Below are 16,247 nucleotides of genomic sequence, written 5' to 3'. Positions count from 1 at the left end.
ATGGTAGTGTGGGGTTTCCCCATGTGAGAGTAGGTCATCGTCAAGCTTCTATCCCAAACCCCCCATCCGCCAAGCGGATGGGGGGTTTGCTTTTGCAGGCAAGAATACAGAGCGGCAACGCTGAACCCTCTTGGGACGATACCGTCCCAATCCAGTGATCTGCGGGACGCCCCGCTGTCCCGGTGCAACCGCCTGCCGCTTCGCTCGTCTAGAATAGGCGCAAATTTCAGAGCCCTGCCCATGCCTGAACCAGCCGATCCCTGCTCATTGTCTGAGCTTCCCCTGGAGGAGCTGGTGGCTTGCCATGAGTGTGACCTGCTGATCCGCAAACCGGTGCTGCAGGTGGGCCAGCGCGCCGACTGCCCTCGTTGCGGATTCGAACTGTACAGTTGCCGTCACGACGTGGCGCGCCGTAGTCTGGCGCTGGTGTTGGCAGCGTTGCTGTTGTTCGTGCCGGCCAATTTCCTGCCGATCATGCAGTTGCACCTCTATGGCCAGACCACCCAGGACACCGTGTGGAGCGGTGTGCTCGGCCTCTACCGCAGCGACATGCAGGGCATCGCCGTGCTGGTGTTTCTGTGCAGCATGGGCGTGCCGTTGCTCAAGCTGCTCTGCCAACTGGCCGTTTTGCTCAGCATTCGCTGGAAGGTGGGGCGCAGCCATGGGCTTCTGTTGTATCGGATTTATCACCACATGAGCGACTGGGGCATGCTCGAGGTTTACTTGATCGGGATCCTGGTGGCCATCGTGAAGCTCAGGGACATGGCCGACCTCAACCTGGGGCTCGGCCTGATCTGCTTCATTGGCTTGTTGCTGGCCCAATTGGCGCTGGAGGCGGTGATGTCGCCGCATCAGATATGGGAAGCCTTGTCGGGAGAGGATGCCCATGCGAGCGATTGATGCCGGGCTGCTGCTGTGCCCGGAATGCCACCAGTTGAACCGCTGGCAGCCCGAACTTGATGGCCAGGCCTGCGTACGCTGCGGCGGGCCGGTGCATGCGCGTAGACCGAACAGCCTGGCGCGTACCTGGGCGCTGTTGCTTACCGCCATGATTCTTTTCGTTCCGGCCAATGTGCTGCCGGTAATGACCGTCAATTCGCTGGGGTCTGGCAGCCCGGACACCATCATGTCCGGAGTCATTGCGCTGATACAACACGGTATGTTGCCGATTGCCGCCGTCGTATTCGTCGCTAGCATCCTGGTGCCGATCTTCAAGATGGTCGGCATCGCCCTGCTGCTCTATTCGGTGCAGCGCCATCAGCCGCTATCGGCTCGCCAGCGGGTACTGATGTATCGCTTCATCGAATGGATCGGTCGCTGGTCGATGCTGGACATCTTCGTCATCGCCATTCTGGTGACGGTGGTGGATTTCGGTAATCTCGCGACCGTCCAGGCGGGCTTCGGTATCGTAGCCTTCGCCAGCGTGGTGGTCCTGACCATGCTCGCCGCCATTACATTTGACCCTCGATTGATCTGGGATAACACGGAGTCGGACGACGACCATGACTGACCTGCCCACGGCGAAAGTACGTCCGGCTTCCAACTGGTCGGCGATCTGGGTGCTTCCGCTGATCGCACTGATGATCGGCCTCTGGCTGGCCTGGCGCGCCTACAGCCAGGCCGGGATCGATATCCAGGTGCGCTTCGAGAGCGGTGAAGGCATCGAGATCAACAAGACCGAGGTGGTCTACAAGGGCATGTCGATCGGCAAGGTCGTCGACCTGACCCTGGATGACCGCGGCGAGCGGCGGGGCGTCATCGCCACCCTGGAAATGGACAAGGAGGCCGAGTCCTACCTGCGCAGCAATACTCGCTTCTGGCTGGTCAAGCCGAACATCAGCCTGGCGGGCATCAGCGGTTTGCAGACGCTGGTGTCGGGCAATTACATCGAGGTCAGCCCGGGTGATGGCGAACCCACCTTGCGCTTCACGGCACTGGAGGAACCCCCGCCGCTGCCCGAGAGCCGCCCTGGCCTGCACCTGACCCTCAAGGCTGAACGACTCGGCTCGCTGAACCGCGACAGCCCGGTGTTCTATCGCCAGCTGCAGGTCGGCCGGGTGAAGAGCTATGGCCTGGGGGCGGACCAGCGCACGGTCGAGATCCAGATCTATATCGAGCCGGCATATGCCGATCTGGTGCGCAAGCACACGCGCTTCTGGAATGCCAGCGGCATCACCGTGGATGCAGGGCTCGGCGGCGTCAAGTTTCGCGCAGAGTCCTTGGCCAGCATCGTGGCCGGCGGCATTGCCTTCGCCACACCGGAACACCGCAAGGACAGCCCGCCCACGGACCCCAGCCTGCCTTTTCGGCTCTACGAGGACTTCGATGCAGCCCAGGCGGGTATCAAGATCCAAGTGAAGCTGAGCGACTTCGACGGGTTGCAGGCGGGGCGAACGCCGGTGATGTACAAAGGCATCCAGGTTGGCACCCTGAAGGCGCTGAAGGTCGAGCCGGACCTTTCCAGTGCTATCGCCGAGTTGACCATCGACCCGCTGGTAGAAGACTACCTGGTCGAGGGCTCGCAGTTCTGGGTGGTCAAGCCGTCGATCTCCCTGGCCGGCATCACCGGGCTGGAGGCACTGGTCAAGGGCAACTACATTGCCATGCGACCGGGTGAGCGGGGCGCGCCGGCGCGGCGCGAGTTCGAGGCGCGGCTCAAGGCGCCGCCGCTGGACGTCAGCGCGCCGGGCCTGCATCTGGTGCTGTTCAGCGATAGCCTCGGATCGCTGGATATCGGCAGCCCGATACTCTATCGCCAGGTCAAGGTCGGCTCGGTGCAGAGCTTCCAGTTTTCCAAGAATCACCAGCGCGTGATCATCGGCGCCCACATCGAACCGGCCTACGCCAACCTGGTGAACAGCTCCACCCGTTTCTGGAATGCCAGCGGCATCACGCTATCCGGCGGCCTCTCCGGCATCGAGGTGAAGAGCGAGTCGCTGCAGAGCCTGCTCGCAGGCGGCGTCGCATTCGAGACGCCGGATCCGAAGGCGCCGCTGAGCCGGCGCGTACCCAAGTTCACCCTGCACGATAGCCGCGACGAGGCGATGCAGGAGGGCACCGAGATCAGCATCCGGATCGACAGCGGCGACGGCCTGTCGCCAGGCACGGCCATCAAGTTCAAGGGCATCGAGGTGGGCAAGGTCGATCGAATCGATCTCAGCGATGATCTGCGGGACGTATTGCTCACCGCGCGTATCACCGAAGCCGCCGATCGCATCGCTCGCACCGGCTCGCAATTCTGGGTGGTACGTCCGGAGCTGGGCCTGGTGCGCACGGCTAATTTGGAAACCCTGGTCAGCGGGCAGTACATCGAGGTGCAGCCGGCCGCCAAGGGCGCGCCCCGGCAGACCGAGTTCGTGGCCTTGCCGCGGGCGCCCACGGCATCGCCCCGCGAGCAGGGGCTGGAGCTGGTTCTCAGTGCGCCGCGTCGCGGCTCGATCAAGCCCGGTGTGCCGGTAACCTATCGCGAGGTGGCGGTGGGCAAGGTGACCGGTTTCGAGCTCGGCCCCACTGCCGACCGGGTGCTGATTCGCGTGCTGATCGAGCCACGCTATGCGGTGCTGGTCCACAGCGGCAGCCGCTTCTGGAACGCCAGTGGCTTCGGCTTCGATTTCGGCCTGTTCAAGGGCGCGTCGGTGCGCACCGAGTCGGTGGAGGCACTGCTGGAAGGCGGTATTGCCTTCGCCACGCCGGAGGGCGAGCAGATGGGCGGCAAGGCGCTGCCGGGCCAGACCTTTGCCCTGTTCGGCGAGCCGCAAGAAGAGTGGTTGCGTTGGGCGCCCAAGATCGCACTGGACAAGTAGAAACGCCGGTTGGACCCGGAGCGCTGCGCGGGCTTGGCCTGCACAGCGCTCTGCCGATCAGGCGGGCTCGCCGGTTGTTTCTTCTTCCTTGGCAACTCCCACGGCTGTTGCTTCACGGCGCTTGATGTATTTCCAATCCGCCTCGTCGATATAGATGCCATTCGGGCCGCTGCCGCCTTCCAGGTCGATGGCCACATGGGCGGAGACCTGCGGCTTCACCGAGGCGAGAATCGGCACGAAGCCCAGTTGCAGGCTGGTTTCGATCAGTGCCTGCTGGTTGCGTTCGTCGATGTCCGCCGCCTCGTCGAGGTAGTAGGGCAGGCGAATGCGCCCGGCCTGCTCGCGATCCATCAGGTGCAGCAACAGGTACATGTTGGTCAGCGCCTTGATGGTCATGGTGGTGCCGTTGGAGGCGGCGCCGTCGATGTCGGTGTGCACCACTGGCTGGCCATGCACCTTGGTGATCTCGAAGGCCAGCTCGAACAGGTCCTTCAGACCCAGTTGGTTGTTGTTGGCCGCCACCAGCCGCGCCAGGTATTCCTTGGCTTCCTCGTTCTTCGCATCCTGATCGGCCGACTGGCTGAGGTCGAACACCGAGAGGGTCTCGCCTTCCTCGTATTGGCCGGCGCTGTGGATGATCTGGTCGATGTGCTTGAGCGCGTCCTTGTTCGGCGCCAGCACGATGCGGAAGCTCTGCAGGTTGGATACCTGGCGCTTGTTGATCTCGCGGTTGAACAGCGCCAGTTGATGTTCCAGGTTGTCGTAGTCGCTGCGGATGTTGCGCAGGGTGCGGGCGATGTCGGTGACCGCGGCACGGCGCGCCTTGGCCAGGGTCAGGGCTTCGTCCTGGCGGTGCGCGTAGGCGTTGATCAGCAGATGCAGACGACGCTCGACATCGTCCTCGCTGTCGAACTTGGCCACGCCCTTGAGGCGCACCTGGGCATAGAGCGCGTCGATCTGCCCGTCCACGCGTTGTAGCGCCTGCCAGCTGTCCTGGTAGTCGTTGAGCAGCGGCAGCAGGTTGTCCAGGGAGTCATCCACCGGGTCGGTGAACGGCGTGCCGAACGGCAGGTCGCGCGGCAGCAGCTGGCGACGGCGCAGGGCATCGTCCAGGGTGCGTTGCTTGGCTTCCAGGTCGGCGAGCTGGCGGCCGACCAGTTGCAGCTTGGCAGACAGCTGCTGCACACGCTCGGCGAAGGCATCGCTGGCCCGCTTGAGTTCATCCTGCGCGGCTTCCAACTGCGCCAGGCGCTCGAGCTTTTCCGCCTCCTCGGCACTCAGCGTCTGGCAGCGGCGGAAGTCTTCCATGGCCTTCTGCGCATCCAGCACCGCCTGATACAGCGCCTCGGCCTGGGCCTTGCTGCTGGCGCGGTCGGCGGCCACGGCCTGCTGGGTTTTCAGTTGCTTGAGTTCGCGCTCCAGGCGGTCCTTCTGGTCGCGCAGCGCGGCGCGGTCGGCCAGTGCCTGCAGGGCCGGCGGCTCGATATGGGAGAGATCGATGGACAGTCCGGGCACCTCGAAGCGCTCGCCCTTGAAGCCGTCGAGCACCGCCTCCAGGGTCTTCACCCAGCGGTCGTCGTCACCCAGCGCAATGCCCTTGTCACCCAGCGGCAAGCTGAACAGCTGGCCGTTGAACAGGCGCATCAGGCGGTCGACATCGGCCTGGGTGAACTCTTCGCGCAGGCGCGCATAGCTGTTGTTGTCGGCGTGGTCGAGTTGCTGCTTGATCGACTTGAGGCGCTTTTCCAGGTCGCGCAGGCGCTCGTCCAGGTCCTCGCTGGAGAACTGCCGGGATTGCGCCAGGGCGCCGGCCAGCTCGTCGTGGGCATCCTTGGCGGCGAGTAGCTGCTGCTCCAGCACCTGCACATCGTCGACCAGGGCGAAGCGGTTCTTCAGCACTGCCAGTTCGCCGAGCCAGCGCTGGATCTCGCTGATTTCTCGCTCCTGGCGCATCAGCTCGGCAGTGCCGCCGCGCTGCTCCTGTTGCAGGCCGTCTTGCTCGTGCTGGTAGTGCTCGGCCTGGATAACCAGTTCCTCCTTGCGCGCCCCGGCATAGTCCTGCCAGGCGCCGAGCAGGTTGTCGAGCAGCGGCGAGAGGCGATGCAGCTTGCCGCGCAGCACTTCGCGCTGGGCCACGCCGGCGGCCAGGGCTTCGACCAGCGGGCCGGCGGCGACCAGTGCCTGGTAGTCCTGCTCCATGCGGCGAACGTCGCGGAACGCCTCTTCAGTGGCGGCGATATAGTCGACGCTGCCGGAGCGCAGGCTGTGCTCGAAAGCATCGAGGAACAGTTGCTTGAGTTTCGCCGCGGTGATCTCGCGCATATGCAGCAGGTTGATGAACAGCGCGCGGAAGGTCTTCAGGCTCTGCTCGCTGGTGGAGCGCAGCGGGATAAGCGTCAGGTCCAGCGGGATGCTGGTATGGCCGCCGACCAGCAGGCGGCGCAGCTCCTCGGGCTTGAGCTCGTAAGCCTTGATGCCCTCGCGCTCCAGGGCGTTGAAGAGTTCGCGCTGGCGCAGGCAGGTGCCGTTCTTCTGATAGTGCTCCAGGTCCAGCTCGCCGGCATAGGCGAAGAACTGGTGGCCGAAGCCGCCGCCCGGCCCGCGCCCGGCCACGCCGATCACATGCGGGCCGTGGGGCAGGGACACTTCGACGAGGATGTAGCTGGTGTCCGAGGCGAAGTAGAACTTGCGCGACTGCTCCAGGCTGTACTTGCCGAAGCTCATGTCCGACATGCGCGCCAGGATGGGAAACTGCAAGGCGTTGATCGAGGCGGACTTGCCCAGGTTGTTGGCACCGTATACGGACAGCGGGTTTTCCAGTGGGAACAGGCCGAGGCTGTAGCCGGCGGTATTGAGCAGGGCGAAGCGGCGGATGCCGTAGCGTTCTTGGCTCATGCTTCAAGCTCCTTTTCTTCGGCGATGGCGCGGGCCAGAGCGTCTTCCTCGGACTCATCCGACGCGATCACCACGATTTCGTCTTCTTCTTCGGCGACCAGCACGGGTGTGGGCAGCGGCAAGTCGCTGTGCAGCGTGGCGGCCAGATCGCGGTCCTGCTGCACGGCGAGGCAGACATCGAGGAAGCGGTGCATGGGCGGCAGGAAGCGATAGACGCCGTTGTCTTCGGCGGCGAAGCCAAGCTGGGTCAGGCGGCGCAGGATCTTTTCTTCCAGCTCTTCCTGGCTGGTGACCTCGGCTTGCAGGAACAGGTCGCGGTACTTCTCCAGCAGCGGCGGCAGCTCATCGCGGCCCAGGCTGCCGCCGTCGAGCACGGCCAGCGGGTCGCGGCCCTGGTCGGCGAGGTGCTCGACGAGAATGAAGGTGAACAGTGCCAGGCGCTGGGCGGTCTTGTTCACCTGGGCGCCCATCTGCTCCGGCACAAAGTAATAGAAACCACGGCTGTCGCAGACCAGCTCGAAACCGAGGGCCTTGAACAGCGCCCGGTATTGGTCCTGCAGGTTGGACAGTTGGGCATACAGCTCCGGATCGCGGCGGCTGACGTGGTAGCCCTTGAACAGCTCGCGAAAGATCGGTGCGAGCAGGGACAGTTCTTTCAGATCGATATTCATGCGGTCACTCGCAGGTGGTGCTCCCCTCTCCCCATGGGAGAGGGGCTGGGGGTGAGGGGCTTCGAGGTGGGCGACAGACCCTCACCCCGGCCCTCTCCCGGAGGGCAGCGCAAGGCTTAAGCATTCGGACGACCCACCAGGGCATAGGAGCTCAGGCTGACCTGATGCTCGCGGGTAAGGTAGTCGCGCCGCTCCAGGCGCTCGCGCTGGAAGCGGCTGTCGCGGGACAGGCGCGAGAACCAGTAGAGCAGTTCGTCAGTGGCGCCCTGCGGCTCCTGTTCCAGTAGCCAGAGCATCAGGTCCGGCAGTGGCAGGGCCTGTTCGCAGCGTTCGATCATTTCCCGCGCGGTGCGTGGCGCGCGCGGCGGCTCGCCCTTGCGCGTGCCGCTGGCCTTGGGGAACTGCGCCGGCTTGGGTTCGAAACGGGCCAGGGCGTAGACGTAGGCCTCCACCTGCGAGGCGCTGCCGAGGAAGGTGCTCTGCGGACGGGTAAACAACGGCATCGACGCTTGCGGTACGGCGTCCAGGCCCTTCTTGCGAATCGCCGAGAGCGCCAGCGCGGCACCACGGGTGACCGCGTTGTGCCGACGGGCCTCTTCGCGCAGTGGCAGCAGCAGCTCGCGGGCACGGCGCAGGGTCAACTGGGCGGTGGTCTGCATTTCCAGGATGCGCGCGTGGGTGCGCAGCAGCAGGTCGTCGTCGACCAGTTGACCGAGACGCTGCTGTTCGCCGAGCAGCTTGAGCAGCACCTGCTCGACGCGGCGCACGCCTTGTTCGAAGGCGCCGTCGGCGGCCACCAGTTGGATCATCGGCTCGACGTACTCGTCCCAGGTGGCGAGTACCTCGGCGTAGCGCTGGCGCAGCGGAATTTGCCGGTCGCTGGTCTTGGCCCGGTCGGCCACGCCAACCAGCGCCTGCTCGTCGTTGGCCAGCTTCTTCAGTACATCGCGCACGCGCATGTCCAGCAGGCGCAATTGCCGCGCCAGGTCGTTGCCGTCGCGCACCTCGAAGGCATCCTGGATGTAGCCGGCAAGACGCTCCAGATGACGCAGGTAGGCCTCGATCTCCAGGCACAGGCCGAGCCGGTGCTCGCGGCGCAGATAGGCGAGGAAGTCATGAATCTGCGCGTTCAGTTCGAAGCGATTAGGACTCTTGGCCACCGGCACCAGGATGTCCAGGCGAATCCATTGGTCGAGCAGCGCGGTCACGTCGACCGGCGTGCTGTCCGGTAGCTGGGCGGCGAGCTGGCCGCGCAGTTCATTGAGGCTCAGGGTGCCTTGGTCGAAGCGCTCGCACAGTGGCTCGAGCAGGCTCCAGTGTTCGGCGAGGGCGCGCAGGACGCGCTTGGGATCGATCATCGCAAGGCCGGTGCTTTCAAAAGCGGCGATTGTACTTCAGGTTCGCCGGCGCGATTGAGTATCAACTGATCGGAGGCGTCACGCAGAGCCGACTAAGCTGTAGATAAGGTGGTCTGGAGTGGGTGACCAATAGTGGCACTTTGCGCCCCGCGACGGGCGGCGAAACCCGTGATCGGCTTCGCAAAGCGACTATAACTGTCTGAATTTGCTGGCATGTTTTCTGCCTGAGCAGAGGCCAAACGTAGAACCGATAAGCCTATGTCCAACGAAGATGCATCCTATGCCGCGACTCGCTGGGACGAGCTGCAACGGCAAAACGATCTGGCCTGGGAACTGGATGCCATCACCAATCGGCGCGAAGCGATCGCTTATCTACTTCGCTTCGAGAACCGCCTGTGCGTCTATTCGGCCTATGTCGAGAAGCTCTACAGCAACTACAGCTTCGTGGTGCCGGAGGAAGACCACGGCAGCATTACCATCCTGCCCAACGAACAGGCCTGGCATGACACCTTCCACGACATTCCGCCCGAAGCGGTGGAACCCACCGGCATCTATATCGTGCCGGGCGAAGTCATGGGCTACACCGGCCTATACCTGAAGATCCCCGGCGAACATCGCCTGGCGGCTTCGAAGGAGGTACCCTTCCAGGAAGGCCTGAAGCTGCTGATCCAGCGCTACCAGGCCAAGGGCGACAGTTTCCTGCCGATCCTGACCAAGGGCGATCTGCGCGAATACGAAGACCGCATGCCTTCCTTGCATCTGCACCGCATCAACGCGCTGAAGCTCGAGGCGCATTCCAAACTGAATATCGACGGACTCAAGGGCGCGATTGCCGATCACCTGATCGGGCTCTTTCGCCAGAGCGGCAATGAAGAAGCCCACCGGTAGGTGGGCTGGGCGTCAGGGGACTTCGCGGATGATCGAGACCTCGATGACGGAGTCTTCTGGGTAATCTGATTCCAGCTTATCCAGAATTGCGCAATTCGGCTGCGGTGCTCCTAGTACCGACGTGTTTTCCAGTGCTCCGGCAAAGCGTTCACTGTCCTTGTCGGAGATGGGGATTTCATGCCCCGCAATGATCAATTTCCTAATGCTCCTCACAAACTCTATTTCTGCCGTCGAATTGCCGTTCACTGCGAGTCCAAAAGAGCAATAGTTAGGATCTAGATGGAATTTATAGCGGCCACCGGAAAATATGAGCGTTTCGTAGGGTGAAGAGGTGCTAAGTAGTGCACCGATTTGCTCTTCAGGGGACCAGCCGTAGCCCCAAAAATGAAAGCTTTTGAGGTTGCCATAATTTACGTATTCCCGTGTATGCACGCCGATTTTCAAGGCGAGATGAACGGATACTTCCTGCGAGAATGCGGCTGTTGCTCCGAGCAGTAGGGGGATAGCTGCAAACAGTTGTTTCATGTCGAAATCCTTATCAATGAGAGCGAAGGATGATGCAGGGGGAGGGGCGCGAAGCCTCGCCATCCTTCGAATGGCTGGAGACCGATCCTGGTTGTGCGGGCGTGTGGGTGTTACGTGGCCTGTGATTTTGGGTAACAGCACAAGGGTGCTGGCGGAGAGGTGTTGGGTCGACGACTCGACTATGGGTCGGCACCGATCTGGTGCGGGCTTTTTTATAGTGGCAGTCAGGGTAATGGCCTTCGGGCCTCCACCATAAGAACAAGGACTTCGCCATGCGCCCGCTCTCACGCTTCGTCCGCCCCTTGTGCGCCTTGCTTTGTGCCGGCTTTCTGTGCGGCATGGCGCAGGCTCGCATGGAAGAGCTGCAGGATGACGAGCTTTCGGAGATCACCGGGCAGGCATTCATCAACCTGACTACCGATGCCTATAACGGTATCAATTACACGCGTGTCAATTTTGGCACGACGATCGAAACGCAGCTCAACATGAAAAAGCTGCAGTTGGGGCTCTATGGTCGAAGCGGTGAGAAGGCAGGGTCGGCCGATATCAATATCAATAATTTCGCCTTAGGTACCATTGGCCCTAATGACACAGTTAACCCCTTCGTTATTGCAAATCCTTACCTGGAACTTGCTTATCAAGGAAGTAAGGTCGTAGGGATTCGACTGGGTTTCGGTGAGGCAAAGGGAATTCTTTCTGGTGATATTCAGACCTTGACCGGAAATATCCCAGTGAAAATCGAAGGCACCGCTGCGCCAATTTATGATCAGGCTAGTGGCTGGGAGAAATTTCTCTTGGGAATCGCAGGTGTTACACGAAGCACTCGCCTCCAGACGGAAGCTACGTTAGTAAACTCCGGAGGTGCGCTTGATCCCGTCCGGGGGGAGTTGGCGGGGATGCAGAATGGCCAGACGCTCGGGTGTGTTAGCGGCTGTAATCTGGGAGGCCTGACGGATGCGTTGCTGGGATTGTTTGCGTCCAGCGGGTGCCAGGTAATGTCATTGTCAACATGCTTTCCATTGAGCAATTTCGGATCTCTGCCTGTGGGTAACATGAATATTGTCGACAATGCGAACACCGCAGCCATTGAGGGCGCAGCCCGCGGCCTATTTATTTCGATGCAGACCCAAGACCTGGCGTGGCGGGATACGGACAATAATGCCTTCATTACTGCCATGGTGGGTGCCTTCATGAACTTGCCAAAGTACAAAGATGCAAATGGCAATATGGTGGCGCCCATTACCATTGACTTTGAGCAAGCTTTTAACGGCATACCTAGACAAGACACTTGTCTAGGTGCACAGACTGCTGGGTGCTGAGCATGCGTTACCTAATCGTTGTGTTATCGCTATTGAGCAGCCTGGCCCACGCCGAACTCAAGGCCCTGGACGACGAACAACTATCCGAAGTGCAGGGTGCCGGCTTTGGCTTTGTGCTTGAAGACGTGCTGTTCGACGCCACCCAGGCCACCATCACCATCAACGACATTACCAACGGCAGCGGGCAAAACGTGCCGATCTCGGTGCGCGAGTTCTACCTGGGCGCCACCGGCAGCAACAAAGGCAGCGTGCTCAACCCGGTGACCGTCGGCCGCCTGGACCACCCATTCGCGCTGAACCTGGGCAAAGGCGAGAACCTGCGCACCCTGCGTGACGATGGTGTGTGGGTGCAGACCACACCGAGCAATGTCACCGTGCTCGAGTTGACCTTTCCCGAGCGTCTCACCGGGGCAGCCGGCCAGCCTTGCATCAATGGCTATGCGGCGGCCGGCAGCAACTGCTCGACACGGGCCGCTGGCAAGGTCGATGCCGGCATTCGCTTCGACTTCCAGGTCGCTGCCGGGCGTACCGATATTCTCAACCTCGATATCGCCGAACTGGTGATGGACGGCTCATACCTGCGCCTGTGGGGCGACAGCCTGCGCAGCCAGCTGGTCGGCGAAATGCGCCTGAATCTCTATGCCAAGACCATCGAGCTGATGTCCTGCGCCGCCGGCACCACCAACTGCACCACGGCTGCCGAGCAAGCCGCACGCACCATCTATATGACCAATGCCTACGCCAACATCAGCCTTGGCTACGGCAAGACCCAGCCGCTACTGTTCGACGTCAATAGCAACGGCAATTTCATACTTGAGCTGCCCAATCCGGTGGCCGGCGGCACCACCCAGGCGGCACGCAATGCCCTGGCGGCGGACTTCTATGCCAACGCACCGCGCACCAATATCGTCATCGACAACCTCAACTTCGGCGGCACGCGCCCCGGCTACGGCCAGGCGCCCACCGGCGGCTACAACTTCGGCCGCAACGAGATTTCCGGGCTCAGCATCAACTACCTGAAGGTGACCAGCCGTGACCTGTAAGCGCCTCTGCGCCATCGGCCTGTTGGCATTGCCGTTGCTGGCCCAGGCCGAGCTCAAGCCGATCGACGATTCCGCGTTGAGCGAGCTGAACGGCCAGGGCGGGGTCTATCTGTCCGGCGAATTCAGCATCAACAAGGACGGCGGCGTGCTCTGGACAAAGCCCTCCAGCAACAACGCCACGACCTGGACAGTCAGCGAGCGCAGTTGCGCCACGCCCGGCAGCAGCACGCCGGAAAGCTGCGGCATGCGCCTGGCGATCCGCTCCGAGGCCACCGGCGGTTGGTATGTACTGGACAACATCAAGGGCGTGTTCAGCTTCGAAGGGCTGACCCTGCGCACCCGCTTCATCGACAGCGGTTTTGGCGGCGACGGCGCCGCGTTCAAGCAGGACGTGCTGGAGTTCGGCCTGCCCAACGAGGTCAAGTTCAAGAACGGCAGTTTCGCCTTCGCCGTGGCCAACCAGGGCGGCTGGCGCAACCGGGCCGGCAGCGTGGCCAATGGCGGCGACGCCAGCTACCAGCAGACCACCCTGTTTTCCGCGAAAGTCGACGGCACCGTGCGCATGCAAGGCAACGTGCTGGTCTTTCCGAAGAACTGAGGAACCGAGCCATGCGTCCATCGTTGTTGCTGCTGCCGCTGTTGTTCAGCCTGCCTGCCCAGGCCATGCAGGCGCTGGATGACGAGGACCTGTCGGCGATCAACGGTCAGGCCGGTATCAGCATCGAAACCAGCGGCGGAGGCTGGTCGGCTGCCAGCCTGGATTACAGCCAGGACGGCCGGACGCTGAGCGCGAAAAACATCAGCAACCGGCCTCAGGCGGCGGGCGGCACCTCCAGTACCACCATCGACGTGGTGGGCGATCGGCTCAATGTCGAGCACAACGCGACACCCGCGACGCTGCGGGTCGGCAGCCTGGAGATGGCCGGCAGCGCCAACAGCTTCGGCACCTTCACGGCCTTCTACACCCTCGGTGCCAGCCTCAAGCTCAAGGGCGGCGGCGCCAGCGGCGTCTCGGGCTTCAGCGTCGACGCCAGCCGGCTGTCGCTTACCGACACCACGTTCTACTACCGCGACAACGGCTTCGACCTCATCGTGCGCGGCCTGTCGCTGGATACCTACCTGAACAACGCTTACCTGGATATCGTCGGGGGCGGTAACGGCAGCGCTGTACAGCTCAGCCTTGGCGATACCCGTCTGGTCGCGGCCATCGGCAGTCTCGGGTTGGACCTCGCCCAGGGCGAGCCCGCCGGTCTCAACGTGACGCCGACCACTCCGGACACCCGCGATGCCAACCACATCCGCAGCTTCGGCAGCCTGAACATGGACCTGCGTCTGGGCGGCAGCCTGCGCATCGCCAGCGGCGGTGCCAGCGGCGAAGGCCTGCGTATCACCCCGGACATCACCATTGGCAACAGCCTGTTCCAGTACCGCGACGAAGGCGTGCTGCGCGCCGAGAACTTCGCCGGCACCCTGCGCAGCAACTCGGGGCTGACGCTGGACCTGGAGCAGGACGCCAGCGGCCCCTATGCCAAGCTGGCATTCCAGGACCTCAAGGTGAATACCACCCTCGGTGGCCTGATCATGGGCAATCCGGCCAATCAGAAGCTCGGCAGCCTGGCGTTCGATCTCAACTTTCTCGACCAGGGCGCCTGGCAGAACTGGTTGAAACTGCGCCCCGGCGGCGCGGCCAATTCGGGCACTGCCGGGCTGACCGCCGATGCCGGCTGGAACCTCGCCAACAGCTCGGTCTCGCTCACCGATAACGGCAACAGCATGTGGTTCAGCGGGCTGCGCACCCACGGCAGCGGCACCTTCACTCTCGACATCACTAAGAGCTGCGCGGCCGGGGTGAGTGCTGGTTGCTATGCCGGCAGCCAGAGCGACATGAATCGCGGCGACTACAACGGCCACTTCGATGGCCTGCGTATCGGCCTGCGCAACGTCACCGGCAGCTACAGCTTCGACGGCCTGCGGGTCGGCTCGCCCACTGCGCCGTTGCAGGGCGGTACCGAGCTGCTGGTGCTGATGGAGATTTTCCCGGCCTACGACTTCACCCTGAATGGCCAGCTCACCCTGTTGCCCGGTGGCGCCAGTGGCGATGGCGTGCGCTACAACGCCGACTTCTATGTCACCGAGGCCCGTGCGGCCGTGACCCTGGACGAGACCGGCAAGGGCCTGTGGCTGTCCGGCACCAACTACGACATGCATTTTCGCGATGGCTCGGTGGATGTCAGCAACAACGGCATCGAGCTGCGCAAGGGCACCTACTGGTCGAAGCTGGACGTTTCCGATGTGCGCTGGGGTGACCGTGCCACCGGCACCAGCCTCGGTCGGCTGGTGCTCAAGCGCTTCGAACAGGGCTCGACAATGGCCATCAGCTCCGGCGGTGCCGGCGCACTCTGCGTAGGCGGTAGTGGAGCCAATGCCGGCGCCTGCGTGGCCAGTGGCGGTCGCTGGGAGGACCGCGGCAACGAAGGGGTATCGGTCAAGTTGAAGAACGTCTTCGTGCGCGACGGCGGCATCGAAACCTCCAGCAACGGCGTGGCGACCGACGATAAGCGCAACCAGATCATCTGGGAAACCAACCGCAGCGGTGGCAATGGCACCGGCAGCCAATTGGTGGTGGACAACTTCCACACCTCAGACGGCAATCCGGGCAACCCCAGCGCTAACACCTACGGTTTCAACGCCGACCTCAATCTCGACGTGGCGCCGACCAAGGTGCGCATCAAATCCGGACCCAATGCCGGCGGCTATGTATCGCCGGACCCGCTGGGCTTTGCGGTGAACGGCCGCATCCACTTCAAGGAAGTGAATATCGACCGCGTGCAACACGTCCACCCGACCGGCGGCGCCGTGACCGCCATGTACGGCGTGAAGCTGCAAAACGCCGACATCCGCGCCAACCTGACGGCCACGCCGATCAACTGAACAGTAGTGGTCGCCTGTTCTTTCACCTCAGTGGACGGGGAGCTGCCTGCCCCTGGATACCGGCCTTCGCCGGTATGACGGGGTAGGGAGAGGCATTGTGGGGTGAGCTTGTTCCTCGCATACCGACCGGCAACTCATGGTCACCTACCTATCGACTGCCCCTCAGGCCGTCTCTCCGGCGAAGGCCGGGGCCCAGGATTTTTCAGGCCACTGCGGTATTGCCTGTTTGTGGATACCGGCCTGCGCCGGTATGACGGAGCGGGCAGGATGCCCGGTGATATGCCTGCTTGTCGGCCAGTTGCTACCCGCTTGCCTGCTTCCCACGCTCTCTCAGACCCGTCTCCCCGGCGAAGGCCGGGGCCCAGGATTTTTCAGGCCATTACGGTGTTGCCTGTTTCTGGATACCGGCCTGCGCCGTGACGGAGTGGGCAGGGTGATCCGTGAAATGCCCGCCCTGTCAGCCAGCAACTGCTCGCTTGCCCGCTTCCCACGCTCTTTCAGACCCGTCTCCCCGGCGAAGGCCGGGGCCCAGGACTCTTCAGGTCTCTACGGTGTTGCCTGTTTCTGAATACCGGCCTGCGCCGGTATGACGGAGCGGGCAGGATGCCCGGTGATATGCCTGCTTGTCGGCCAGTTGCTACCCGCTTGCCTGCTTCCCACGCTCTCTCAGACCCGTCTCCCCGGCGAAGGCCGGGGCCCAGGACTCTTCAGGCCACTGCGGTGTTGTCTGTTTCTGGATACCGGCCTGCGCCGGTATGACGGAGCGGGCAGGATGCCCGGTGATATGCCTGCTTGTCGGCCAGTTGCTACCCGC

The 16,247-nt window shown here is 62.9% G+C and carries 12 protein-coding genes; 8 read left to right on the top strand and 4 right to left on the bottom strand.

Going from position 1 to position 16,247, the window contains the following annotated elements; all coding sequences use genetic code 11:
- Nucleotides 1-240: 240 nt before the first annotated feature.
- From ACWKV7_RS18390 to ACWKV7_RS18380, 3 genes are read left to right on the top strand one after another with little or no spacing between them, the layout of a single operon-like run.
- Nucleotides 241-900, top strand: a complete 660-nt coding sequence (locus tag ACWKV7_RS18390; RefSeq protein ID WP_483859152.1) for a paraquat-inducible protein A — start codon at nucleotides 241-243, stop codon at nucleotides 898-900.
- Nucleotides 887-1,510 carry a paraquat-inducible protein A gene (locus ACWKV7_RS18385; protein ID WP_483859151.1) on the top strand — a complete coding sequence of 208 codons (624 nt, stop codon included), beginning with the start codon at nucleotides 887-889 and terminating at the stop codon, nucleotides 1,508-1,510. Before ACWKV7_RS18390 ends, ACWKV7_RS18385 begins: the two co-directional genes overlap by 14 nt.
- On the top strand, nucleotides 1,503-3,803 hold the full coding sequence (locus ACWKV7_RS18380; protein ID WP_483859150.1) for a PqiB family protein: 2,301 nt from the start codon (nucleotides 1,503-1,505) through the stop codon (nucleotides 3,801-3,803). Before ACWKV7_RS18385 ends, ACWKV7_RS18380 begins: the two co-directional genes overlap by 8 nt.
- 57 nt (nucleotides 3,804-3,860) lie before the next feature.
- Here ACWKV7_RS18380 and mksF read toward each other — a convergent pair whose 3' ends face one another.
- The 3 genes from mksF to mksB all read right to left on the bottom strand — a co-directional run bounded on the left by mksF (nucleotide 3,861) and on the right by mksB (nucleotide 8,727).
- Nucleotides 3,861-6,698, bottom strand: a complete 2,838-nt coding sequence (gene mksF, locus ACWKV7_RS18375; protein ID WP_483859149.1) for an Mks condensin complex protein MksF — start codon at nucleotides 6,696-6,698, stop codon at nucleotides 3,861-3,863.
- Entirely contained in the window at nucleotides 6,695-7,369 is a 675-nt protein-coding gene (mksE, locus tag ACWKV7_RS18370) for an Mks condensin complex protein MksE (RefSeq protein ID WP_483859148.1), read from the bottom strand. Before mksE ends, mksF begins: the two co-directional genes overlap by 4 nt.
- A 116-nt stretch (nucleotides 7,370-7,485) precedes the next feature.
- On the bottom strand, nucleotides 7,486-8,727 hold the full coding sequence (mksB, locus tag ACWKV7_RS18365; protein WP_483859147.1) for an Mks condensin complex protein MksB: 1,242 nt from the start codon (nucleotides 8,725-8,727) through the stop codon (nucleotides 7,486-7,488).
- Nucleotides 8,728-8,985: 258 nt separating this feature from the next.
- Here mksB and ACWKV7_RS18360 point away from each other — a divergent pair, with 258 nt between their 5' ends.
- Entirely contained in the window at nucleotides 8,986-9,615 is a 630-nt protein-coding gene (locus ACWKV7_RS18360) for a hypothetical protein (RefSeq protein WP_483859146.1), read from the top strand.
- Nucleotides 9,616-9,627: 12 nt separating this feature from the next.
- Here ACWKV7_RS18360 and ACWKV7_RS18355 read toward each other — a convergent pair whose 3' ends face one another.
- The gene (locus tag ACWKV7_RS18355; protein WP_483859145.1) at nucleotides 9,628-10,140 is read right to left on the bottom strand and encodes a hypothetical protein; all 513 of its coding nucleotides are present in this window, start codon (nucleotides 10,138-10,140) and stop codon (nucleotides 9,628-9,630) included.
- A 272-nt stretch (nucleotides 10,141-10,412) separates the two neighbouring features.
- Between ACWKV7_RS18355 and ACWKV7_RS18350 the strand changes: the two genes are divergently transcribed.
- Genes ACWKV7_RS18350 through ACWKV7_RS18335 form a run of 4 tightly spaced genes read left to right on the top strand, consistent with a single transcriptional unit; the run spans nucleotide 10,413 to nucleotide 15,433 of the window.
- Nucleotides 10,413-11,459 (top strand): hypothetical protein, encoded by a 1,047-nt coding sequence (locus tag ACWKV7_RS18350; RefSeq protein ID WP_483859144.1) that lies wholly within the window; start codon nucleotides 10,413-10,415, stop codon nucleotides 11,457-11,459.
- A gap of 2 nt (nucleotides 11,460-11,461) precedes the next feature.
- The gene (locus tag ACWKV7_RS18345) at nucleotides 11,462-12,502 is read left to right on the top strand and encodes a hypothetical protein (protein WP_483859143.1); all 1,041 of its coding nucleotides are present in this window, start codon (nucleotides 11,462-11,464) and stop codon (nucleotides 12,500-12,502) included.
- Nucleotides 12,492-13,100 carry a DUF6160 family protein gene (locus tag ACWKV7_RS18340; RefSeq protein WP_483859142.1) on the top strand — a complete coding sequence of 203 codons (609 nt, stop codon included), beginning with the start codon at nucleotides 12,492-12,494 and terminating at the stop codon, nucleotides 13,098-13,100. The genes ACWKV7_RS18345 and ACWKV7_RS18340 overlap by 11 nt, the downstream gene beginning before the upstream one ends.
- Nucleotides 13,101-13,111: 11 nt before the next feature.
- A complete protein-coding gene (locus ACWKV7_RS18335; protein WP_483859141.1) occupies nucleotides 13,112-15,433 on the top strand; it encodes a DUF6160 family protein in 2,322 nt (773 codons plus the stop codon).
- Nucleotides 15,434-16,247 lie beyond the last annotated feature (814 nt).

The organism is Zestomonas ipomoeae, from assembly GCF_057128665.1.
This window is presented reverse-complemented; position numbering and strand designations above follow the sequence as displayed.